This window comes from Geodermatophilus sp. SYSU D00814 (genome assembly GCF_054050055.1).
The window spans coordinates 87,092-108,385 of the sequence record NZ_JBJGYP010000005.1 but is presented as its reverse complement, the minus strand read 5'-3'; the positions used below and the strand labels follow the sequence as shown (position 1 = coordinate 108,385).

Genomic DNA, 21,294 nt, shown 5'->3' with positions numbered 1-21,294 from the left:
ACGATCCGGGCCGATAACCTCAACCCGTGGACGACGGCCGCGCGACGACCGGCGCCCGGCAGTCGACGCTGCGGGCGACCAACCTGGCGCTGGTGCTGCGCGCGGTGTGCGCCGACCCCGGCGAGCTGTCCCGGGCCGGCGTCGCGGCGGCGCTGGGCACCGCCCGCGGCACGGCGTCCCGCCTGGTCGACGACCTGGTCGCCGGCGGCCTGCTCGACGAGGTGGAGCGCGGGCCCGCCGCGCGACGGGGCCGCCCGGCCACCCCGCTGGCGCCGGGCTCCGGGCCGGCGGGGCTGGGCATGCAGGTCGACGCCGGGCTGGTCGCCGTGCGGGTGCTGGACCTGCGCGGGCGGACGGTGGCCGAGCGGCTGCACGAGGAGGACCTGCGCGGCAGCGACCCGGGGACCACGCTGGCCCTGCTCGGCCGGCTGGGCGCCGAGGTCCTCGCCGCGCTGCCCGACGGCGTCCGGGTGGTGGGGACGGGACTGGCGCTGCCTGGCCTGGTCGACGCCGGGCGGGGCCTGCTGCTGCGCGCGCCCAACCTGGGCTGGTCGCGGGTGCGCCCCGCCGAGGTGCTCGCCGACCTCCTCCCCGGCGCGCCGGTGCCGGTGCTGGGCAACGAGGCCGACCTGGCCGCGCGCAGCGTGGCGGAGGACGCGCCGGGCCGCCCGGGGGCGCACCGCGACTTCGTCTACCTGTCGGGGCAGATCGGCATCGGCGGCGCCGCGGTGCTGGCCGGCCGCGTGATGACCGGCAGCTCCGGCTGGGCCGGCGAGATCGGCCACGTCTGCGTCGACCCGGCCGGGCCGGACTGCCCGTGCGGGTCGACGGGGTGCCTGGAGCGCTACGCCGGCCGGCTGGCGCTGCTGGCCGCCGCCGGGGTGCCCGCCGACGCCGGCCCCGCCGAGCTGCGGTCCCGGGCCGAGGCCGGCGACCCCGGTGCCCGCCGCGCCCTGGACAGTGCGGCGTGGGCGCTCGGCGTCGCGCTGGCCGGGGTGGTCAACGTGCTCGACATCCCCACGGTCGTCCTGGGCGGGCACCTCGCCGAGCTCACCGGCCTGCTCCGCCCGCGGCTGGAGGAGCACCTGGCCCGGCGGGTGCTCTCGGCCCGGTGGCGCCGGCCGGAGGTGGCGGCGGGCGGCACCACGCCGGCCGCGGGGGCGACCGGCGCGGCGCTGCGCGCCCTCGACGCGGTGCTCGAGGACCCGGTGCGGTGGCTGGGCGGGATCCCTCAGCCGGTGTAGTTGACGTGCACGTGGTCGTAGTGGTTGGCCGTGGCGCTGCCCCGGTCCTCCATCTGCGACCACGAGCCGCCGGGCGAGGAGAGCATCTTCTGCTCGTAGATCAGGTAGTCGACGCCGAGCTCGTCCCAGTGCGCGATGTGGTACTGCACGATCGCGTCACCGAGGGCCGTGTCGCTCATGACCATGTAGTCCAGCGCCAGGCCCGAGGGGTGCCCACCGGGGTCGGTCGCGCTGGCGCGGGTGCCGCCGAGGGTGATCGAGGCGGCGCCGGGGACGTTGCTGACCACGGCGTCGGCGGCGGCCTGCACCACCGCGCGCACGGGGCCGGAGGTGTTGGTGATCCGGGCGACCCGCGACGCCGTGGTGCCGGTGGCCGAGGACGACGAGGAGGACGCCGCCGCCGGGGCGGCCTCGGCGGACCCCTGGTCGGCCGAGGCGGCCTGCTCGGCCTCCGCGGCGGCCTGCGCCTGCGCGGCCTCGTGCGCGGCCTGCGCCTCGGCGGCCGCCTGGGCCTCCGCCGCCGCCTGCGCCTCCGCGGCGGCCCGCGCCGCGGCCTCGGCGGCCTGGGCGTCGAGCACGGCCTGGTCGGCGCCGGCCTGCGCCTGCGCGGCGGCGGTCTCGGCGGCCTCGCGGCTGCCGCGGCTGGCCGCGAGGGCCTCCAGCGGCTGCAGGTCCTCCGGCTGCACCGGCGGTGCCTCGGCGGCCGGGCCGGTGCGCGCGGGCAGGCCCAGCGCCTGGGCGACGGTCACCGTCTCCGACGTCCCGGCCTGCGCCTCGGCGGCCGGGTCGGGGGCGACGAGCACGTTGGCCAGCAGTGCGCCGGCGGCCGCCACGCCCAGCAGCAGGGCGGGCCGGCGGACGGGCGGGCGGCGGCGCGCGGGGCCGTCGGGGGTGTCGGGCGAACGGCGGATCTCGGCGGTGGCGGCGTCCGTGCCGGTGGTGCGGGCGTCCATGCGGTGGGGGTGCTCCAGGGGGAGGCACGGCGCGGCCGGGGCGGCGCCGTGGTGGGGTGCGGGCAGGAGGCGGCACGGCCGTCGAGCGCGACGCGGGCGCACCGGCGTGCGCCGTCCGGGAGGTCCGGACGGGCGCGGTGCGGCGTCGAGGACGGCCGGGCGCGGTCAGATGCGGGAGCGCACCCGGGTGCGGCGGAGCCGGCGGGGTGGTGCGGTCGTGCTGCAGAAGCGCGCCATCCGGCGGCTCTCCGTTTCTCCCGATGGCCGCCTACCGGGTCAGCTGACGGGTTCGGGCGGGAAGCAGCCCTACCCGCGGCCGGACGGCGTCCGGCGTGCGGGATTCACCCCAGTGGTGCGGTGGGTCCCCGGCTCGCCCCGGAGGGCGACTCGGCGGCATCCGTCCGGACTCCCCGGACGGGGACGCGACGACCGGTCGGACGGCGGCCACGGTAGTGGCCGTTACCGCTCCGTGACAATCTCGGCCCGGGCGAGCGTGACGAGCGTCGCGTCCCCGCCCGGCGTGTCGCCGGCGCCGCGCCCGGCCCGGCTCAGCTGCCGAGCAGCCGGCGCAGCCAGTCGACCTGGGTGCGGACCGACCACAGCGCGACCCGGCCGGGCACGGTGACCGCGACGCGCGCCAGCCGCGCGCCCAGCCGCAGCAGGTCGGCGTACTCGGCCGGGCGGGGCGCGGCGGCTGGACCGCGGCCGGCGTCCCCCGGCGGTGCCGGGGGACGCCCGGCCGGCGGCCCGGGGTCGGGCGCGGGCTCGCTCCAGGCCTCGGCGTCGGGGGTGCCGGACTCGGGCACCAGCAGGTCCAGCGCGGTGCGGCGGCGCGGGTCGCGCAGCGAGGCGAAGGAGGGGATGGCCGGGGAGTCGGGGCCGCCGTCGTCGTCGGCCGGCGGCGCGAGCCGGTCGTCGCGCGCGGGCGTCGCGGTGCGGGGCAGGGTGGTCGGCGGCTCGGGCACGACCCGGCGGATCGCGGTGACCAGTCCCGCGCCGAGGCCGGGGACGGCGGCGAGCTCGCGGCGGGTGAGGGCGGCGAGCGCGGCGACGTCGGTGATGCCGGCGCGGGTCAGCGCGGTGACCGCCCGGGTGGGCAGGCCCAGCGCCTCGATCGTCCCCGCCGTCGCGTCCCCGGGTGAGCTGGTCGGCATGGCGGAGGACCCTAACCGCCGCCGCTCAGCCGGCCGCGCCGGTGTCGGGGGCCGGAGGGGCGCCGGCCGGTGCCGACGACGTCGCCGAGCCCGCGGACGACGGCGGGGACGAGGCGGGTGCCGACGGCTCCGACGTGGCCGGGTCCGACGGCTCCGGGTCCGACGGCTCCGGGTCCGACGGCTCCGGGTCCGTGGTCGTCGGGTCGGTGGGCGGGGTGCCCGTGGGCGCGGTGTCGGTCGGCGTGGAGCCGGTCGGAGCCGTGTCCGTCGGCGTGGTGTCGGTCGGCGTGGTGTCGGTCGGTGTCGTGCCGGTCGGCGCCGTGTCCGTCGGCGCGGCGTCCGTGGGCGCGGCGTCGGTCGGTGCGCTGTCGGTCGGTGCGCTGTCGGTCGGCGCCGTGTCCGTCGGCGCGGGCTCTGCCGGCGCGGGCTCTGCCGGCGCGGGCTCCGCGGGTGCGGTGGCCGCCGGTGCGGGGGCCGGCCCGGACAGCGCGCTCTCGGGTGCCGTCCCGCCCGCGCTCCCGGCCGGCGCGCCGCCACCGGGCGCCGGGGCCGGCGCCGAGGGTGCGGTGGCGACGACGAGCGTCACGACGTCGCCGCGCTGCAGCGGGACACCCACCGGGTCCAGGTCGGCGACCGTGCCGGGTTCGACGGCCGTCGTCTCCTCGGTCCGCTGCTCGACGGTGAGCCCGAGCGCGGAGAGGTCCGCGGCGACCTCGTCGGCGGGGCGGCCGACGTGGTCGCTCGCCGTCAGGACGGTCGCGGTGGCCGCCGCCGCGCTGCCCCCCGCGCCGGCGCTGGTCTCCGCGGCCTGCGCCGGGGCCGGGTCGCCGCCCGAGCCGCCCGGCCACAGGAGGACCGCGAGCAGGCCCACCAGCAGCAGCGCCAGCACCGGGGTCAGGACGAGCAGGCGCGTGCGCCGGCGGGCCGCCACGCCGCCCGGCGCGGGAGCTGCCGGCACCTCCGCCGTCTCCACGGGATCGGCCGCGACGGCGCGGGTCGCCGGCGGGACGGGCGGCGCCGGCCGGGCGGCCTGCTCGATCGTCTCCTCGACGGCGGTCAGGAACGCACCGGCGTCGGGCAGCCGCTCGCCGGGGTCCTTGACCAGCGCGGCGCCGATGAGCGAGCGGACGCGCGGCGGCACGTCGTCGGGCAGGGGCTGCGGGTCCTCGCGGACCTGCTTGAGCGCCACCGTCACGGGGTTGGTGCCGTCGAACGCCGCGTGCCCGGTCAGCGACTCGTAGCCGACCAGGCCGAGGGCGTAGACGTCGCTGGCGGGGCTGACCCGCTCGCCGGCCGCTTGCTCCGGCGACATGTAGCGGGCCGTGCCGATCACCTGGCCGGTGCCGGTCAGCGGCACGCTCTGCGCCGACCACGCGATGCCGAAGTCGGTGAGCTTCACCCGCCCGTCGGGCCGCACGAGGATGTTGGCCGGCTTGACGTCGCGGTGCACCAGGCCCGCGCGGTGCGCCTCGGACAGCGCCGCCGCGGTCTGCCGGAGCACCGACAGCGCGGCGTCGGGCTCCAGCGGCCCGTCGACGGCCAGCAGCTCGGACAGCGGCGCGCCGTCGACGAGCTCCATCACCAGGTAGGCCAGGTGCTCGCCGGTGCCGGCGTCGTCGGACTCGCCGTAGTCGAGGACCGCGGCGATGTTGGGGTGGCTCAGCGCGGCCGCGTGCCGCGCCTCGCAGCGGAACCGCTCGAGGAAGACAGGGTCGTCGGCGTACTCGCTGCGCAGCACCTTGACCGCGACCGGCCGCTGCAGCAGCTGGTCGCGCCCCCGCCACACCTGGCCCATGCCGCCGGTGGCGATGAGCTCCTGCAGCTCGTAGCGGTCCCCCAGCGTCTGCCGGCCGGTCCCCAGCGAGGTCACGTCCCTGGCTCCGTCCCGTGCTGTGCCCGCGAGGGCCGTCCCCCGGACGCCCGCCCCAGCGGGGCGTCTGCGGTGCGCCCGGACCCGTCCTCCGGGGCACCTCCCTCCGGTTCCCGCTGGTCACGGTCCTCAACCCCTCCGGAGGGCGGCGGTCCGCGCGCACCGGTGCCGCGGACCCGCGCACGGGTCGCCGGGTGGGGCGGGCGATCAGGCGGCCGGCACGGGAGGTGCGGCCGGACGGCTCCCGACCGCGCGCCGGCGCCGCAGCAGCGCCGGGACGACCTCCGCACCGGCGGTGCCGGCGGCGGCCCAGGCGAGGACGACCAGCCAGGACAGCGGGTCCAGCGGCGTGCAGCCGAAGAAGCGGCTGATCCCCGGCGTCTGCACCACCAGGGCCAGCACGGCCAGCGAGCCGGCCGCGGTGGCGAGCACCAGCAGGCTGCGGCGGCCGGCCCAGGCGGTCTGGCCGAGCTGGGTGGCGATGAGCGCGGCCAGCCCCGCGGTGCTCGCCCGGCGGCGCGACAGCGAGAGCCACGCGGTGGCCCACGCGCCCGTCGCGCCGGCGGCGGTGGCCGCGCCGCGGACGGCGACCTGGCGCCGCACCGCCCGGTCGAACCCGCGGTGGGGGCCGGCGCGCAGCACCGGCGCCAGCGGGTGGCCGGCCAGCGGCCCGTCGTCCTCGCCCGCGGCGGCCGCCCGCGGGCGGGCGACGGCGACGGCCAGCGCCGGGAACATGTCGGTGAGCAGGTTGACCAGCAGCAGCTGGCGGGTGCCGACCGGCGCGCGCCCGCCCAGCGCGGTGCCCAGGACGGTGAAGCTGACCTCGCCGGCGTTGCCCCCGACGAGGACGGCGACGGCGTCGCGCACCCGCGACCACAGCGCCCGCCCCTCGGCGACCGCGTCGACCAGGCGGGTCAGGTCGAGGTCGGTGATCACCAGGTCGGCGGCGCTGCGGGCGGCGGGCGACTCCGCGCCGGCCACGCCGACCCCGACGTCGGCCAGGCGGATCGCGGCGGCGTCGTTGACCCCGTCGCCGGTCATCGCCAGCGTGGCCCCGGCGCGGCGCAGCGCGCCGACGAGCAGCACCTTGTGCTCGGGGGTGAGCCGGGCGAACACCGCCGACTCCTGCACCAGGCGGGCCCGCTCCGCCTCCGACGCCCGCGCCAGCCGCGCGCCGGTGACCACCCGGTCGGCGTCGGGCACGCCGGCCTGCGCCGCGATCGCCGCCGCGGTCTCGGGGTGGTCGCCGGTGGCCACCAGCACCCGGATGCCCGCGGCACCCAGCTGCTCGACCGCCGCGGCCGACGAGCCGCGCACCGTGTCGGCCAGGCCCACCAGGCCGCGCAGGGTGAGCCCGGTCGCCGCGGCCTCGAGGTCCTCCGGTTGCCCGTCCAGCTCCCGGTCGGCGACGGCGAGCACCCGCAGCCCCTCGCCGGCCAGCTCCCGCACCCGGTCCCCGGCACCGCCCGCGTCGGTGCACAGCCCGAGCACGACCTCCGGCGCGCCCTTGACCACCAGCCGGCCCGAGCGCAGTGCGGCGGAGAAGCCGCGCCCGGTGGCGAAGGGCACCGAGGCCTCCGGCTCCCCGTCGGACGCCACGCCGCGGTCGTCGGCGGCGGCCACGACGGCGCGGTCGGTCTCGTGGGCCTCGGCGTCGCCGGTGCCCACCCCGGCCGCGGCGAGGCGGAGCAGGTCCTCCTCGTCGTCCCCACCGCCGGCCGGCGGCACCAGCCGCACCACCTGCAGCCGGTTCTCCGTGAGGGTCCCGGTCTTGTCGAAGCAGACGGTGTCCACCCGCCCGAGCGCCTCGAGCACGCGGGCGCTGCGCACCACGGCCCCGCGCCGCGACAGCCGGCGGGCGGCGGCCTGCTGCGCCACCGTGGCGACCAGCGGGAGGCCCTCGGGGACGGCGGCGACCGCGACGGCGACCCCCGCGCCGACCGCCTCGCGCAACGGCCGGCGCCAGAGCACGCCCAGCGCGGTGACCGCGGCGCCGCCGGCCAGGGTCAGCGGCAGCACCGACCGGGTGAGCTCGGCGAGGCGGGCCTGGACGCCCGCGGCCGGAGCCGTGCCCCCGGCCGCCCGCGCGGCCCGCCCGGCCTGGGTGGCCGACCCGACGGCGACGACGACGGCGCGCCCGCTGCCGGCGACCACCGTCGTCCCGTCGAAGAGCACGCAGCGGCGGTCGGGGACCTCGGCGCCCGGCGTCGCGGCGACGGACTTGGCCACCGCCAGCGACTCGCCGGTCAGGCTGGACTCGTCGACCTCGAGGTCCTCGCTCTCGAGCAGGCGGGCGTCGGCGGTCACGACGTCGCCGGAGGCCACGAGGACCACGTCGCCGACCCGCAGCGCGCCCGCCGGGACCTCCTCCGGCCCGCCGTCGGTCTCCCGGCGCACGCAGGCGTCCTGCTCCAGCAGCAGCGATTCCAGGGCGGTCTCGGCGCGCATCCGCTGGACCGCCCCGAGCAGGGCGTTGCCGACGGTGACCCCGCCGACCAGGAACGCGTCGACGGTGTCGCCGAGGACCGCGGTGGCCCCGGCGCCGGCACCGAGGACGGGGGTGAGCGGGTCGGCGAGCTCCGCGGCGACCGTGCGCCCGAACCGGACCGGCACGCGCACGGCCGCCACGCCGGTCCCCCGCCGCCACGCCCGCGCCAGCGGCCCGGGCGGCGCGTCGTCGGCCCGGGGCAGCTCCGCCAGCCGGCGCAGGACGTCGTCGGGGTCGAGGGCGTGCCACGGGGTGTGCACCGACGGCGCGGGCGGTGGACGGCGCGCGGCCCGGATGGCGGTCACGGTGCCGTCGGCCATCGCCCACACGGTCGCCGTCTTGCCCGGCGTCGTCGCCCGGCGCTGCCCGCGGCCGGCCGACCCGACGGCGGCCAGCAGGCCGCCCAGGACGTTGCCGGTCACCGCGCTCTGCACCGAGCGGCGGGCCACCGCCCGCGCGTCGGTCACCGCCCGGACCACCCGGCAGGCGTCGGCCAGACCGGACCCGGTCACCAGGTCCGCGCCCCAGGCCGGTGACCGGTCCGGCCGGACGGGGGCCACCGCGACGTCGGCGGCCAGCAGCGCGGCGGTGCCGGCGTCGGCGACGAGCAGCACGCCGCGGCCGTCGGCCTGCAGGCGGCGCACCACGGCGTGCAGCGACTCGTCCCCCGGCGCCACCTCGTCGGCGAGCCCGGTGACCTCCCGCGCACCGGCGTGGGGGGTGAGCACCAGGCGGGAGCCGGTCGCGGCCGCGGTGGTCAGCAGTGCCTCGGCGTGCGGGTCGAGCTCGGGGGCGACCAGGACGGTGCCGACCCGGCGGCGCCCGTCGTACACGGTCCGCAGCACCGCGCCCGGCGCGTCCGGGGCCTCGCGCGGGTCGCTCAGCCGGGTGCCGCGCCCGCCGCCGTCCGCGGCCGCGTCGGTGGCGAGCAGCCGGGACGCGGCGGTCCAGACGGCGGCGTCGTCCCACCCGTCCGCCTCGGCGGTCGCCTCCAGCACGACCGGCGGGCCGGTGCACAGCGCGCCGCCGTCGACGACGACGCAGTCGACGCGGTCGAGGCGGCGGTAGGCGGCGCCGTCGAGCGGCAGCACGCCGGAGCGGCACAGCAGCAGGTCCAGCGTCGCGGCGAAGGACTCGGAGCCCTGCAGCGCGGCCTTCGGCGAGAGGGCCTTGACCAGGTCGGCGGAGCGGCCGGGCCGGCCGGTGAGGGCCAGGACGGTCAGCGCGAGCGCGGTCGTCGTCGGCCCCAGCCGGGACTGGTAGCGGCCGACGGCACCCGCCGCCAGGGGGACCGGCCGCCGCCCGGCGTCGGCGGGGCCGGGGTCGGGGTCGGCGGAGTCGGGGTCGGCGGCGTCCGGCTCGGGGCGGCACAGCTCCTGCTCGCGCCGCCGCCACACCTGGCGCCGGGCCCGCACCTCCAGCACCTGCAGGGCGGAGGCGGCCGCGTTGATCGCGGGGACCGTGGGGCTCTGGGTGGCCGAGTGCAGCACCGCCGAGAGCCCCTCGAGGGCCAGCCGGGCGCCGAACCGGCCGATCCGCCGCACGAGCAGCTCGGTGAACCAGTCCTGGCTGTCGAGCAGCGTGACCGCCAGCGTGGCGTGCCGGCTGAGCGCGGGGACCGGCAGCGCCCGGCCGGTGAGCGCGGCGGCGACGCCGAGCGCGTCGACCGCCGCCGCGGCCGCCGCGGCCAGCAGCGGCTCGAGGTCGGCGGGGTGGTCGGCCGGCTCGGGCAGGACGCCGCGCCGGCGCCCGGCGGCCTGCACCGACCGCACGCTCTCGACGACGTCCTCCACGTCGACCCGCCGCTGGTCGACGCCGACCAGGACCCGGCCCAGGACGTCGTTGACCGTCGCCCACTGCACGCCCTCGAGGCGCTCGAGCTGCCGGCGCAGCGCGTGCCGGGCCTCGGGCGGGGCGTCCGGGGACGGCGCCGGGACCTCGACCTGCACCAGCCCCCGGTCGGCCCACACGCGCGGCGTCCGGCGGCGGTGCACCGGCTCGAACACCCCCGTGACGACCCCGGCGAGGTCGCGGACCCGCCCGGTGGGCAGCGGATCGGCGCCGGTCACGAGCGTGCCGACCGAGCGGGCGCCGGACACGGCCGCCTGCGCGAGGTCGACCGGCCGCCCGGCCACCCGCGAGGTCAGCCCCGACGCCGTCCGCACCGCGGCCCGCGACGTGCCGGCCAGCAGCCCGGCGGTGAGGAGGGCGGGCGTGGCCGCCACCTGCACGCCCGCAACCGCGACGCGGGCGGTGGCCGACAGGGCGCGCCGGGCGGGGACGGCCCGCCGCAGCACGCTCATCGCACCGCCCCCGTCCGCGCATCCGCTGTGACTCGCGTCACAGCATCCACCGGATCAGCGCCGTCCACATCCCCCTGCGCGATGCGGGCTCAGACCGCCCACACGCCGGGCAGGACCCGCCAGATGCGCGCGAAGTCAGTCACGCCCGGCTCGTCGCCGTTGCAGCTGACCGCCGCCGCCGTGTGCCGGTCGGCCGAGACCCGCATGATGCTGAGGGAGCCGGCCCAGTCGCCCGCGTGCTCGAGCGCGCCGCCTCGGGCGAGCCCGATGCCCGCGCCGTAGTCGCCGGTGCCGCTGACCGGCGCCGGGTCGGCGAGCCGGGCGGCCAGCAGCTCCTCACCGCCCAGCCGGCCGGTGCGGTACTCGTCGGCCCAGCGCACCAGCTCCGACGGCGTCGCCCGCACGGTGCCGTCGCCCACCTGCTGCCACCGCGAGCCGGCGACCCGCCACGGCCCGGTGGCGGTGTCCTTGACGTGGCCGCGCGCCGAGGAGTCGTCGGGCGAGTCGGGATCGGCGACCGTGGGGTCGACCGCCATGACGAGGCCGAGTGGCCCGAACACGCGCTCGGCGAGGAACTCCGGGAGGGGCTGCCCGGACGCCGCGCGGACCACCTCGGCCAGCAGCACGTAGTTCGAGTTCGAGTAGGCGAAGCCCTCCGCCTCCGGCAGCTCCGGATGGGCGGCGATCGCCTGCACCGCCTGCTCCTGCGTGGTCACGTCGGTGATCGCGAACCCGGCGGCCTCGAGGTCGGCGACGTAGTCCGGGATGCCGCTGGTGTGGTGGACGAGCTGGTCGAGCGTCACCTCCTGCCCCCAGGCGGGCAGGCCCGGCAGCCACCGGGACACCGGGTCGCCGAGGGTCAGGACGCCGTCCTGCTCCAGCAGGAGCACGGCCGTGGCGGTGAACTGCTTGCTCACCGAGGCGACGTCGAAGGTGGTCTCCGGGGTCAGCGGGCGGCCGGTGCGCACGTCGGCGACGCCCCGGGCCGCAGCCCAGACGACCTCGCCGTCGACCCCGACCGCCAGGGAGCACCCGGGCTCGTCGTCGGTCAGCACCTCGTCGACGAGCGCCTCGCTGCGGGCGATCTGCTCCTCCAGGCCGGACGACACCGTCGCCGCGGCCTCCTCCCCGGAGGTCGCGGTGGACGAGGTGCACGCCCCGAGGACCGCGACCGCGGCCGCCAGGGCGGCGGCTCGGCGGAGCACGCGACGACGGTAGACCCGCGGCCCGCCCACAGGGAGGTCATCCGGCGTCGGCCCAGGACCGCACGACGGCGACGTCGAGCGGGAAGTCCACCGGGAACTCGCCGAACAGCAGCCGCCCGGCCGAGGCGGCCGCCTGCCGCACCTGCTCGGCGACCTCGTCGGCCAGGGAGACCGGCGTGTGGACGACGACCTCGTCGTGCAGGAAGAAGGCCAGGTGCGGGCGCCGGTCGAGCCGACCCTCGCCGAGGCGCCACAGCCGGTTGCGCAGGTCGGCCAGCCAGCACAGGGCCCACTCCGCGCCGGTGCCCTGGACGACGAAGTTGCGGGTGAACCGGCCCCAGGAGCGGCGGGCGCGGTCGGTGTCGCGGCCGCCGGGCTCGGGGGCCTCGCCGAGGTCGGCGTCCCGCTGCGCCCACGCGCCACCGGGCACCGGCGAGCCGCGGCCGAGCAGGGTGGACACCACCGCGCCGCGCTCGCCGGCCCGGGCGGCGTCCTCGACCAGGCCGATCGCGCGCGGGTAGCGGCGGGCCAGGCGCGGCATCACCCGCCCGCTCTCGCCGCGGGTGCCGCCGTAGAGGGCGCCGAGCACGCCGACCTTCGCCTCGGCCCGGGTGGCCACCACCCCGGCGGCCACCATGCCGGCGTAGAGGTCGGCGGCCCGCGCGGCCTCGGCGAGCGCGCCGTCGCGGCTCATGCCGGCGAGCACCCGGGGCTCGAGCTGGGCGACGTCGGCGACGACCAGCCGCCACCCCTCGTCGGCGACCGCCGCCGGGCGCACCTGCACCGGCACCGACAGCGCGCCGCCGCCGGAGGAGGCCCAGCGGCCGGTGACCACGCCGCCCGGGAGGAACACCGGGCGGAACCGGCCGTCGCGCACCCAGGTGTCCAGCCACGCCCACCCGTTGGCCGCCAGCAGCCGGGCCAGCCGCTTGTACTCCAGCAGCGGCGCCACGACCGGGTGCTCGAGGCGCTCCAGCGTCCACGAGCGGGTGTCCTCGACCGGCAGCCCGGCGGTCTGCAGCGCGCGCAGCAGCGCGGCCGGCGAGTCGGGGTTGAGGTCGGGGGCGCGCAGCGCGGTGCGCACCTCGCCGGCCAGCCGCTCGAGCACCGGGGGGCGCAGCCCGGCCGGCGGCCGGTCGCCGAGCAGCGCGGTCAGCAGGCGGCCGTGCTCGTCGGCCCGCCAGGGCAGCCCGGCCCAGGTCATCTCCGCGGCGGCGAGCGCCCCGGAGGACTCCGCGGCGAGCAGCAGCCCGAGCCGGCCGGGGTGGGCCGACGCGGCGACGACGGCCTGCTGCCGGCGGTGCTCGGCGACGGGGTCGAGCTCGTCGGCGGGGTCGGCCAGGTCGAACAGCGCCGGGTCGTCGGCGGTCACCGGCTGCAGCGCCGCCCAGCCCGGGTCCGCCGCCGGCCCGGGACCGGCCAGCGGGGAGCGGCGCAGCACCGCGGCGGCCAGCCGCAGGTCGGTGCAGCGCTGCACCCGCACACCGGCGTCGAGCAGCGCCGGGTACCAGCGGGTGGTGTCGTCCCACACCCAGCGCACCGGGGCCGCCCGTTCGCGGGCGGCGACCCAGCCGGGCAGCTCGTCGGGCGCGAGCCGGGTGACCGCGCCGGGGGGGCCGTCGTCGCCGCACGCGGTGGCCGTCACCGCCGCGCCGTCGCGGCGCAGCAGCACCCGGTCCACCCGCGCAGTCTCGCCGACGGGTGCGACAGCGCCGGGGACCCCGGGCGCGCACACTGGCGGCGTGCCCGTCTCCGCCGTCACGCGCCGGGGCGTGGTGCGCCTGCTCAACACCTCCGCCGGGCGGGTGCTGGTCCTCGCCGGGGAGGTCGACGCGGCCGCGGTGGAGGCGTTCTGGCGCTGCTACGGCCGCGAGCCGGTGCGGGTCGACGTCGTCGACGCCCGCTCGGTCACCGCGCTGTCGCCGCCGGGCCGGGAGCTGCTGACCGGCACCCTGGAGGAGGCCGAGCGGTCCGGCCGCCCCGTGGCGCTGCGGTCCTCCCCCGCCGTGCCGGATCCCCGCTGAGCGGGACGTCCCCGGCTCAGGGCCGGTGGCGGGCGTGCGCCGCGCGCCCGGGCACCGGGGCCAGCCGCCAGCCGGCCGCCCCGGTCAACAGGATCGCGACGGCGGCGGCGACGTAGCACCAGGCCACCGGCCGGTCCCACGCCACGTGCTCGCGGTGCAGCAGCACCACCAGCAGCTCCAGCGCGCCGAACACGGCGTAGGCGATCGCCGCGGTGCGCATCCGCTCCAGGTCCCCGGCCAGCGCGGCCAGGGCGGTGGCGAGGCCGAACGCGACCAGCCAGGCGCCGACCACCCGGCCGGTCAGCGGGGTGAGCGTCCAGGGCCACAGCGTCTCGGCACTCGACGGCGCGACGGAGATCGCGGCGCCCACGGCGAACAGCACGACCGACTCGACGGCGAGGGCCGCCCGCAGCACGGCCGGCACGGGGAACCGCCGCGGCGGGTCGGTGCCGGGTGCCCGCTCCTGGAAGACGAGGGCGACGAGGATCCCGAGCGGGATGAGCACGTACACGGCGGTCCAGAACCACGCCGCGCCGCGCGCCAGGGCCGGCGAGTCGGCGAACTCCGCGGCGAAGTGGAAGCGGTCGGCGTGCACCAGCGTGGCGACCAGCGTGAGCAGGGTGAACACCAGGATGGTGAGCACCGGCACCCGGCTGTGCGCCCACACCGGGTCGCGCAGCGACAGCACGACGAGGGTGAAGCCGGCCGCGTAGCCCGCGCCGAGGAACGCGGCGGTCACCGGCGGCTGGATCGTCCAGGCGAAGGACTCGTCGGTGCGCGTCGACAGGACGAACAGCGCGGTGAACCCGAGCGCGGTCAGCACGCTGAACACCAGCAGCAGCCCGCGCATGACCGGCAGCAGTTCGCGACGACGGTCCGCGGTCGGGCGCACGGCCGTGGTGACAGGGTCCACCGGAGGACCTCCGAGACTCGGTGCACTCCCCCGTGCGCGGCCCATTGGAGCACCGCAGCGCGGGCCTGTCACCGGAGTTGCGCCCGCCCCCGGGACGTGGCCGACGACACGGCCCCGGTTCACCCGCCGTTGGGCGTGGTGACACCGCCCTGCAACAGCGGGAGGGGACCGTGGGACCCGTCCGGACGACGACGTCCCCGATCGAGATCCTCCCTGGAGACGCCATGGACAGCACCGCCACCACCGCCCACCGGCCCGCCCCGCTCGCCACCCGCACCCGCGCGTGGCTGCGCCGCCTCGACGCCTACACCCTCGAGGTCTTCAACCCCGGCCTGCCCTACCGGCCCCGTCCCGACCGGGGCTGACCCGCCCGGGGGACCGCCCCGGCCGCGCCCCCGGCCGGCCGGGGCGGCGGCCGTAGGCTGGTCGGACCCGACGGAGGAGGCACCGGGGATGGCGGCCGACGACGGCGCGAGCGCGCCCCAGTCCCAGACGCTCGACCGGGGCCTGCGCATCCTCGAGCACCTCGCCACCGCGACCGCGCCCCAGCCCGTCGCCGAGGTCGCCGCCGCCGTCGGGCTGCACCGCTCCATCGCCTACCGCCTGCTGCGGACCCTGGAGGACCACCAGCTCGTCGAGCGCGACACCGCCGGCCGCTTCCGCCTGGGCCTCGGGATGGCCGCGCTCGCCCGCGGGGTGCGCACCGACCTGCAGGCCGCCGCCCTCCCCCGCCTCGACGCCCTCGCCGCCGAGCTGGGCATGACGGCGTTCCTCGTCGTCCGGGCCGGCGACGAGGCGGTGACCGTGGTGACCGTGGAGCCGCACGACACCGCCGCCCACGTGGCCTACCGGCCCGGCACCCGCCACCCCGTGGACCGCGGCGCCCCGGGGCTGGCCCTGCTCCTGCCCCAGCCGCCCTCCCCCGGCGACCGCGCCGAGCTCGTCGAGGCCCGCCGGCTGGGCTGGGCGAGCTCGCACGGCGAGGTGGTCCCCGGCCTGCGCTCCGTCGCGGCGCCCGTCCTCGGTCCCGACGGTGGCGCCCGCGCCGCGATCGCCGTGGTCTACGTCGACGACGGCGCCGACACCGACCGGCTGGGTCGCACCGTGGCCGCCGCGGCCGCGCAGGTCGCCGCCGCCCTGCGCTGACCCGCCGGTCCCGGGCGGGCCCGGGAACCGCGGACCTGGAGGACCGGCCCACGGGGTTGTGTCCCGGACCACGCACGCCTACGCTCCCACCAGTAAACGAACGCGCCGTTCGGATAGCGAGCACCGGGAGCAGCCCATGACCGCCAAGCCCTTCGCCTCCTCCGCCGACCTCGGCGTCAAGGAGCAGACCCTCGAGGTGCTCGCCGACGGCGTGTACGCGCTGACCGCCGAGGGCGACCCGAACCTCGGCGCCATCGAGGGCGAGGACTTCCTCGTCTGCTTCGAGGCGCTGGCCACCCCGGTCGCCGCCCGCCGCTGGCTGGCCCGGCTGCGCGAGCACACCGACAAGCCGGTGCGGTACCTGGTGCTCAGCCACTACCACGCCGTCCGGGTGCTGGGCGCCAGCGCCTTCGACGCCGAGGTGATCGTCAGCTCCGAGCAGACCCGGGACCTCATCGCCGAGCGCGGCCGGCAGGACTGGGAGAGCGAGTACGGCCGGATGCCGCGGCTGTTCGAGGAGCCCGAGTCCATCCCCGGCCTGACCTGGCCCACCATGACCTTCCGCGACCGGCTGACCGTCGAGCTCGGCGGCGACCGCGGCGAGCTGGTGCTGGAGTTCCTCGGCCGCGGCCACACCGAGGGCGACATCGTCGCCTGGCTGCCGAAGCAGGAGATCGTCTTCGCCGGTGACCTGGTCGAGTCCCAGGCCGCGCTCTACACCGGTGACGCGTTCCACCTCGACTGGGCCGCCGGCACCCTCGACCGGGTGAAGGCGCTCGGCGCCCGGCAGCTCGTCGGCGGCCGCGGGCGGATCGCGCGCGGCCGCGAGGAGGTCGACGCCGCGATCGAGCAGACCCGCGACTTCCTGCTCACCATGCAGCGCACCGTCGGCGACGTGCACCGCGCCGGCGGCACCCTCAAGCAGGCCTTCGAGGCCACCCACGCCGCGCTGGCTCCGCGGTACGGCTCCTGGCCGATCTTCGAGCACTGCCTGCCCTTCGACGTCTCCCGGCTGTGGGACGAGTTCTCCGGGGTCGAGCGCCCGGTCATCTGGACCGCCGAGCGCGACCGCGCCGTGTGGGACCAGCTGCAGGGCTGAGCCGACGGGACCACCGCGATGACCACCTCCCCCGACACGCCGGTGCTGGTCCTGGGCGCCGGCCCGGTCGGCCAGACCGCCGCGCTGCTGCTGGCCCGCTGGGGCCTGCCGGTCGTCGTCCTCGACGCGCGGGCCGAGCGCGACCCGGTCGGGTCCAAGGCCATCTGCCAGCAGCGCGACGTCCTCGACGTGTGGGACGCCGTCGGCGTCGGCGCGGAGGTCGCCCGCCGCGGGGTCACCTGGACCACCGCCCGCACCTTCCACCGGGACCGGGAGCTGTTCTCCTTCACCTTCGCCGACCGCGGCCGCTCCCCCTTCCCGCCGTTCGTCAACGTCTCGCAGTGCGAGACCGAGGCGCTGCTCGACGAGCGCATCGCCGCCACCCCGCTGGTCGACGTCCGCTGGGGCCACCGGGTCACCGGTCTCGAGCAGGACGGCTCCGCCGACGGGACCGGTGGCGTGACCGTCACCTGCGCGACCGCCGACGGCGAGGTGCGGCTGACCGGCTCGCACGCCGTCGCCTGTCCCGGTCCGCGCAGCGACGCCGTCCGCTCGATGCTCGGGCTGTCCTTCCCCGGCGAGTCGTTCGCCGACTCCTTCCTGATCTGCGACATCCGCACCGACCTGCCCGGCTGGGAGACCGAGCGGCGCTTCTACTTCGACCCGGAGTGGAACCCCGGCCGCCAGGTGCTCATCCACCCCTGCCCGGACTCGACCTTCCGCATCGACTGGCAGGTGCCGCCGGACTTCGACCTCGCCGCCGAGGAGGCCGGGGGCGCCCTGGACCGGCGCATCCGCCAGGTGATCGGCGACCGCCCCTACGAGGTCGTCTGGAAGTCGGTCTACCGCTTCCACTCCCGACTGGTCGACCGGATGCGCGTCGGGCGGGTGCTGGTCGCCGGCGACGCGGCGCACCTGGTCAGCCCGTTCGGTGCCCGCGGCCTGAACTCCGGCGTGCTGGACGCCGAGAACGCCGCCTGGAAGATCGCCTTCGTCCGCCGCGGCTGGGCGCCGGAGGAGCTGCTGGAGAGCTACCACGACGAACGGCACGCCGCGGCGCAGGAGAACATCGACGTCACCACCGCGACGATGCGCTTCCTGGTGCCGGGCACCGAGGCCGACGCCCGCCACCGGCTCGACGTCCTCGAGCGGGCCGCCGACGACCCGGCGGCGCGCGCCCAGGTCGACTCCGGCCGGCTGGCCGAGCCCTTCTGGTACGTCGACTCCCCGCTCACCACCCCCGACCCGGCCCGCCCGTTCCCGGGCCGCCCGGCCCGCGGCGACGTCCCGGTGCCCGCCCCCGGCGTGCTGGTGCCCGACTGCCCGGTCACCGTGCCCGGCCGGACCGACGTGGTCCGGCTGCGGCAGCTGGCCCGCGAGGGCGTCACCGTCCTGCTCGGCGACGACGCGCCCGTGCCCGACCTGGCCGGCCTCGGCGACCTCCCGGTGGCCGTCCACCGCCTGGCCGACCTGGACCCGACCCCGGTCCTGCGCGAGGCTCTGGGCGCCCGTCCCGGCGAGGTGTGGGTCCTGCGACCGGACGCCCACGTCGCCGCCGTCCTCACCCGCGGCGCGGACGTCGCCGCCGCGGTCGCCCGGGCCCTCGCCCGCCCTGTCCCCGTCCCGGCCTAGACCAGGAGGCACCCCCGATGGCGTTCTACCGGCAGGTGGGCGAGGTCCCGCCCAAGCGGCACACCCAGTTCCGCCGCCCCGACGGCGGCCTCTACTCCGAGGAGCTGGTCGGCGAGGAGGGCTTCTCCAGCGACTCCTCGCTGCTGTACCACCGCGGCGTCCCCTCGGCGATCGTCGACGCCCGCCCCTGGGAGCTGCCCGACCAGACCCTGACCCCCAACGCGCCGCTGGTCCCGCGGCACCTGAGGCTGCACGACCTGTTCCCGGGCGAGGAGCACAAGGCCACCGACCCGGTCACCGGCCGGCGGCTGGTGCTCGGCAACGGCGACGTCCGCATCTCCTACGCCGTGTCGTCGCTGACCAGCCCGTACTACCGCAACGCCACCGGCGACGAGTGCGTCTACGTCGAGCGCGGCAGCGCCACCGTGGAGACCACCTTCGGCGTGCTCGAGGTCGGCCAGGGCGACTACCTGGTCCTGCCGCGGACCACCACGCACCGCTGGATCCCCACCGGTCCCGAGCCGCTGCGCACCTACGCGATCGAGGCCAACAGCCACATCGCCCCGCCCAAGCGCTACCTGTCGAAGTACGGGCAGTTCCTCGAACACGCGCCCTACTGCGAGCGCGACCTGCGGGCACCGGCCGAGCCGCTGCTGGGCGAGGGCACCGACGTCGAGATCTACGTCAAGCACCGCGGTGCCGGCCCCGGCGGGCTCGCCGGCACCGTCCACGTCGTCCCGGAGCACCCCTTCGACGTCGTCGGCTGGGACGGCTGCCTCTACCCCTACGCCTTCAACGTCGCCGACTTCGAGCCGATCACCGGCCGCGTGCACCAGCCGCCGCCGGTGCACCAGGTGTTCGAGGGCGCCAACTTCGTGATCTGCAACTTCGTGCCGCGGAAGGTCGACTACCACCCGCAGGCGGTGCCGGTGCCCTACTACCACTCCAACGTCGACAGCGACGAGATCATGTTCTACGTCGACGGCGACTACGAGGCCCGCAAGGGCTCGGGCATCGGCAAGGGCTCGATCTCGGTGCACCCCGGCGGGCACAGCCACGGCCCGCAGCCGGGCGCGGTGGAGCGCTCGCTGGGCGCGGAGTACTTCGACGAGCTCGCCGTCATGGTCGACACCTTCCGCCCCCTCGACCTCGGCGAGGCCGGCCTGGCCGCCGACGACGGGAAGTACGCCTGGACCTGGTCGGGCCGGGGCCCCTCGGCATGACGGGCCTGTTCACCGGGCTCCTCGACGACGCCGCGCTGTTCCCGCCCGGCGACGCGCCGATGGCCGCCGCCGTGCCGGCGCACCGCGAGCTGCGGGCCCGGCTCGGGGACCTGGTGGGGCCGTTCGTGGTCCCCGCCGCCCGGCTCGACGAGCTGGCCGCACACCTCGACGACGGCGAGGGGTTCGGCGTCTCCCTGATTGCGGCGGCCGGCGACCTGCCCGCCGCCACGACCCGGGTCGACGCCGACCCGCGGCTGCGGCTGGCCGCCGTCGAGGTGCCGGTCGTCGCCGACGCGGGCGCCGCGCGGGAGGCGCTCGCCGCGGCCGCCACAGTGGTGCCCGCGGGCGTCCCGGTGGCCGTCGAGGTGCCGCGCACCGCCGGCCGCGACGCGGTCCTCGACGTGCTCGCCGGCACCGGCGCCCGCGCCAAGCTGCGCACCGGCGGCCTGCGGGCCGACCTGTTCCCCTCCGCGGGCGAGCTCGCCGGCACGCTGGCCGCCTGCGTCGCCCGCGGCGTCGCGGTCAAGTGCACCGCCGGCCTGCACGCCGCGCTGCCGCACACCGACCCGGCCACCGGCTCCGCCCACCACGGCTTCCTCACCGTGCTCCTGGCGGCCGACGCGCTGGCCTCGGGGGCGAGCGCGGAGGCCGCCGCGGCGGAACTGGTCCGCACCGACCCCGCCGCCGTGGCCGGTGCGGTGCGCGGCTGGCCGGCCGACCGTGCCGCCCGCGCCCGCGCCGTGTTCACCTCCTTCGGCACCTGCAGCGTGCTCGAGCCGGTCGACGACCTCGTCGCCCTCGGGCTGCTCCCCTCCCTCGACAGGACCTCTGCATGAGCTGGCTCGACCTGCCCGACGACACCGGCTTCGGCGTCGACAACCTCCCCCACGGCGTCTTCTCCACGCCCGGCACCGCGCCGCGCACCGGGGTCGCCGTCGGCGACGCCGTGCTCGACCTCGCCGCGGCCACCGGCGACGAGGTGCACGCCACCGGCTCGCTCAACGCCTTCCTGGCACGCGGGCCGCGGGCCTGGGCGGACCTGCGGGCGCAGCTGACCGGGTGGCTCACCGACGAGGCACACCGCGCCCGGGTGGAGCCGCACCTGGTGCCGCGGTCGGAGGTGACGCTGCACCTGCCGGTCGAGGTCGCCGACTACGTCGACTTCTACAGCTCCCGGCACCACGCCGAGAACCTCGGCCGGATGTTCCGGCCCGACTCCCCGCCGCTGACGCCGAACTGGCAGCACCTGCCCATCGGCTACCACGGCCGCGCCGGCACCGTCGCCGTCTCCGGGACGCCGGTGGTGCGACCGAGCGGGCAGCGCAAGGGCCCCGCCGACGACGCCCCGACCTTCGGCCCCTCGCAGCGCCTCGACATCGAGGCCGAGGTCGGCTTCGTCGTCGGGACCGGCTCCGAGCTGGGCGCGCCGGTGCCGCTGGACGCCTTCGCCGACCACGTCTTCGGCGTCTGCCTGGTCAACGACTGGTCGGCGCGGGACATCCAGTCCTGGGAGTACGTGCCGCTGGGGCCCTTCCTCGGCAAGAGCTTCCTCACCTCGGTGTCCCCCTGGGTGGTGCCGCTGGCGGCCCTGGAGGCCGCGCGGGTGGCCCCGCCGGCCCGGGACGTGGCGCTGCTGCCCTACCTCGACGACGCCGGCACGCCGCCCTGGGGGCTCGACATCGCGATCGAGGTCCGCCTCAACGGGGAGCTCGTGTCCTGCCCGCCGTTCGACCTCGTGTACTGGACCGCCGCCCAGCAGCTGGCCCACACCACGGTCAACGGCGCCTCGCTGCGCACCGGCGACCTGTTCGCCTCCGGCACCGTCTCCGGCCCGGCGAGGGACCAGCGCGGCTCGTTCATCGAGCTCTCCTGGGGCGGGGAGGAGCCACTCACCCTCGCCGACGGCTCCACCCGCACCTTCCTCCAGGACGGCGACGTCGTCACCCTCACCGCCACCGCACCGGGCACCGGCGGCGGCCGGATCTCCCTCGGCGAGGTCACCGGCCGCGTCGAGCCCTCCTCCCTGCCCTGACCCACACC

The 21,294-nt window shown here is 78.3% G+C and carries 16 protein-coding genes and 1 riboswitch; of the genes, 9 read left to right on the top strand and 7 right to left on the bottom strand.

From position 1 onward, the window contains the following. The first annotated feature begins 26 nt into the window (after positions 1 to 26). On the top strand, positions 27 to 1,244 hold the full coding sequence (locus tag ACI780_RS05315; protein WP_457001270.1) for an ROK family transcriptional regulator: 1,218 nt from the start codon (positions 27 to 29) through the stop codon (positions 1,242 to 1,244). On the opposite strand, the gene ACI780_RS05310 is transcribed toward ACI780_RS05315, so the two are convergent. The 6 genes from ACI780_RS05310 to ACI780_RS05285 all read right to left on the bottom strand — a co-directional run bounded on the left by ACI780_RS05310 (position 1,232) and on the right by ACI780_RS05285 (position 12,898). Further along, positions 1,232 to 2,197 carry a hypothetical protein gene (locus ACI780_RS05310; protein WP_457001268.1) on the bottom strand — a complete coding sequence of 322 codons (966 nt, stop codon included), beginning with the start codon at positions 2,195 to 2,197 and terminating at the stop codon, positions 1,232 to 1,234. The genes ACI780_RS05315 and ACI780_RS05310 overlap by 13 nt on opposite strands. A 249-nt stretch (positions 2,198 to 2,446) precedes the next feature. Then, positions 2,447 to 2,600, bottom strand: a riboswitch (cyclic di-AMP (ydaO/yuaA leader). 145 nt (positions 2,601 to 2,745) lie between these two features. Next, a complete protein-coding gene (locus ACI780_RS05305) occupies positions 2,746 to 3,351 on the bottom strand; it encodes a DNA-directed RNA polymerase subunit alpha C-terminal domain-containing protein (RefSeq protein WP_457001266.1) in 606 nt (201 codons plus the stop codon). Between the two features lie 25 nt (positions 3,352 to 3,376). Continuing rightward, positions 3,377 to 5,221 carry a serine/threonine protein kinase gene (locus ACI780_RS05300; protein ID WP_457001264.1) on the bottom strand — a complete coding sequence of 615 codons (1,845 nt, stop codon included), beginning with the start codon at positions 5,219 to 5,221 and terminating at the stop codon, positions 3,377 to 3,379. Positions 5,222 to 5,428: 207 nt separating this feature from the next. Continuing rightward, the gene (locus ACI780_RS05295) at positions 5,429 to 10,012 is read right to left on the bottom strand and encodes an HAD-IC family P-type ATPase (protein WP_457001262.1); all 4,584 of its coding nucleotides are present in this window, start codon (positions 10,010 to 10,012) and stop codon (positions 5,429 to 5,431) included. An 89-nt stretch (positions 10,013 to 10,101) separates the two neighbouring features. Further along, positions 10,102 to 11,217 carry a serine hydrolase domain-containing protein gene (locus tag ACI780_RS05290; RefSeq protein WP_456868720.1) on the bottom strand — a complete coding sequence of 372 codons (1,116 nt, stop codon included), beginning with the start codon at positions 11,215 to 11,217 and terminating at the stop codon, positions 10,102 to 10,104. Between the two features lie 37 nt (positions 11,218 to 11,254). Then, positions 11,255 to 12,898, bottom strand: coding sequence for a bifunctional 3'-5' exonuclease/DNA polymerase (locus ACI780_RS05285; protein WP_457001259.1), 1,644 nt, complete (start codon positions 12,896 to 12,898; stop codon positions 11,255 to 11,257). Positions 12,899 to 12,959: 61 nt separating this feature from the next. Between ACI780_RS05285 and ACI780_RS05280 the strand changes: the two genes are divergently transcribed. Continuing rightward, positions 12,960 to 13,241 (top strand): hypothetical protein, encoded by a 282-nt coding sequence (locus ACI780_RS05280; RefSeq protein ID WP_456868722.1) that lies wholly within the window; start codon positions 12,960 to 12,962, stop codon positions 13,239 to 13,241. A 16-nt stretch (positions 13,242 to 13,257) separates the two neighbouring features. Here ACI780_RS05280 and ACI780_RS05275 read toward each other — a convergent pair whose 3' ends face one another. Continuing rightward, positions 13,258 to 14,133, bottom strand: coding sequence for a hypothetical protein (locus ACI780_RS05275; protein ID WP_456868723.1), 876 nt, complete (start codon positions 14,131 to 14,133; stop codon positions 13,258 to 13,260). A 245-nt stretch (positions 14,134 to 14,378) separates the two neighbouring features. On the opposite strand from ACI780_RS05275, the gene ACI780_RS05270 reads away from it, so the two are divergent. The 7 genes from ACI780_RS05270 (at position 14,379) to fahA (ending at position 21,286) form a co-directional block, all read left to right on the top strand. Next, positions 14,379 to 14,519, top strand: coding sequence for a hypothetical protein (locus ACI780_RS05270; protein WP_457001256.1), 141 nt, complete (start codon positions 14,379 to 14,381; stop codon positions 14,517 to 14,519). An 88-nt stretch (positions 14,520 to 14,607) separates the two neighbouring features. Next, positions 14,608 to 15,300, top strand: a complete 693-nt coding sequence (locus tag ACI780_RS05265; protein ID WP_456868725.1) for an IclR family transcriptional regulator — start codon at positions 14,608 to 14,610, stop codon at positions 15,298 to 15,300. A 136-nt stretch (positions 15,301 to 15,436) separates the two neighbouring features. Then, positions 15,437 to 16,399 (top strand): MBL fold metallo-hydrolase, encoded by a 963-nt coding sequence (locus tag ACI780_RS05260; protein ID WP_457001254.1) that lies wholly within the window; start codon positions 15,437 to 15,439, stop codon positions 16,397 to 16,399. An 18-nt stretch (positions 16,400 to 16,417) separates the two neighbouring features. After that, the gene (locus tag ACI780_RS05255) at positions 16,418 to 18,031 is read left to right on the top strand and encodes an FAD-dependent monooxygenase (RefSeq protein WP_457001251.1); all 1,614 of its coding nucleotides are present in this window, start codon (positions 16,418 to 16,420) and stop codon (positions 18,029 to 18,031) included. Between the two features lie 17 nt (positions 18,032 to 18,048). Continuing rightward, positions 18,049 to 19,254, top strand: a complete 1,206-nt coding sequence (locus ACI780_RS05250) for a cupin domain-containing protein (RefSeq protein WP_457001249.1) — start codon at positions 18,049 to 18,051, stop codon at positions 19,252 to 19,254. Further along, positions 19,251 to 20,090 (top strand): hypothetical protein, encoded by an 840-nt coding sequence (locus tag ACI780_RS05245; protein WP_457001247.1) that lies wholly within the window; start codon positions 19,251 to 19,253, stop codon positions 20,088 to 20,090. Before ACI780_RS05250 ends, ACI780_RS05245 begins: the two co-directional genes overlap by 4 nt. Further along, on the top strand, positions 20,087 to 21,286 hold the full coding sequence (gene fahA, locus ACI780_RS05240; RefSeq protein WP_456868730.1) for a fumarylacetoacetase: 1,200 nt from the start codon (positions 20,087 to 20,089) through the stop codon (positions 21,284 to 21,286). Before ACI780_RS05245 ends, fahA begins: the two co-directional genes overlap by 4 nt. Positions 21,287 to 21,294 lie beyond the last annotated feature (8 nt).

What these genes read in the sequence shown, in the direction of transcription:
- ACI780_RS05270 (WP_457001256.1), top strand. Translation starts at nt 14,379, where the DNA reads ATGGACAGCACCGCCACCACCGCCCACCGGCCCGCCCCGCTCGCCACC.
- ACI780_RS05265 (WP_456868725.1), top strand. Translation starts at nt 14,608, where the DNA reads ATGGCGGCCGACGACGGCGCGAGCGCGCCCCAGTCCCAGACGCTCGAC.
- ACI780_RS05310 (WP_457001268.1), bottom strand. Translation starts at nt 2,197, where the DNA reads ATGGACGCCCGCACCACCGGCACGGACGCCGCCACCGCCGAGATCCGC.
- ACI780_RS05250 (WP_457001249.1), top strand. Translation starts at nt 18,049, where the DNA reads ATGGCGTTCTACCGGCAGGTGGGCGAGGTCCCGCCCAAGCGGCACACC.
- ACI780_RS05255 (WP_457001251.1), top strand. Translation starts at nt 16,418, where the DNA reads ATGACCACCTCCCCCGACACGCCGGTGCTGGTCCTGGGCGCCGGCCCG.
- ACI780_RS05305 (WP_457001266.1), bottom strand. Translation starts at nt 3,351, where the DNA reads ATGCCGACCAGCTCACCCGGGGACGCGACGGCGGGGACGATCGAGGCG.
- fahA (WP_456868730.1), top strand. Translation starts at nt 20,087, where the DNA reads ATGAGCTGGCTCGACCTGCCCGACGACACCGGCTTCGGCGTCGACAAC.
- ACI780_RS05245 (WP_457001247.1), top strand. Translation starts at nt 19,251, where the DNA reads ATGACGGGCCTGTTCACCGGGCTCCTCGACGACGCCGCGCTGTTCCCG.
- ACI780_RS05260 (WP_457001254.1), top strand. Translation starts at nt 15,437, where the DNA reads ATGACCGCCAAGCCCTTCGCCTCCTCCGCCGACCTCGGCGTCAAGGAG.
- ACI780_RS05295 (WP_457001262.1), bottom strand. Translation starts at nt 10,012, where the DNA reads ATGAGCGTGCTGCGGCGGGCCGTCCCCGCCCGGCGCGCCCTGTCGGCC.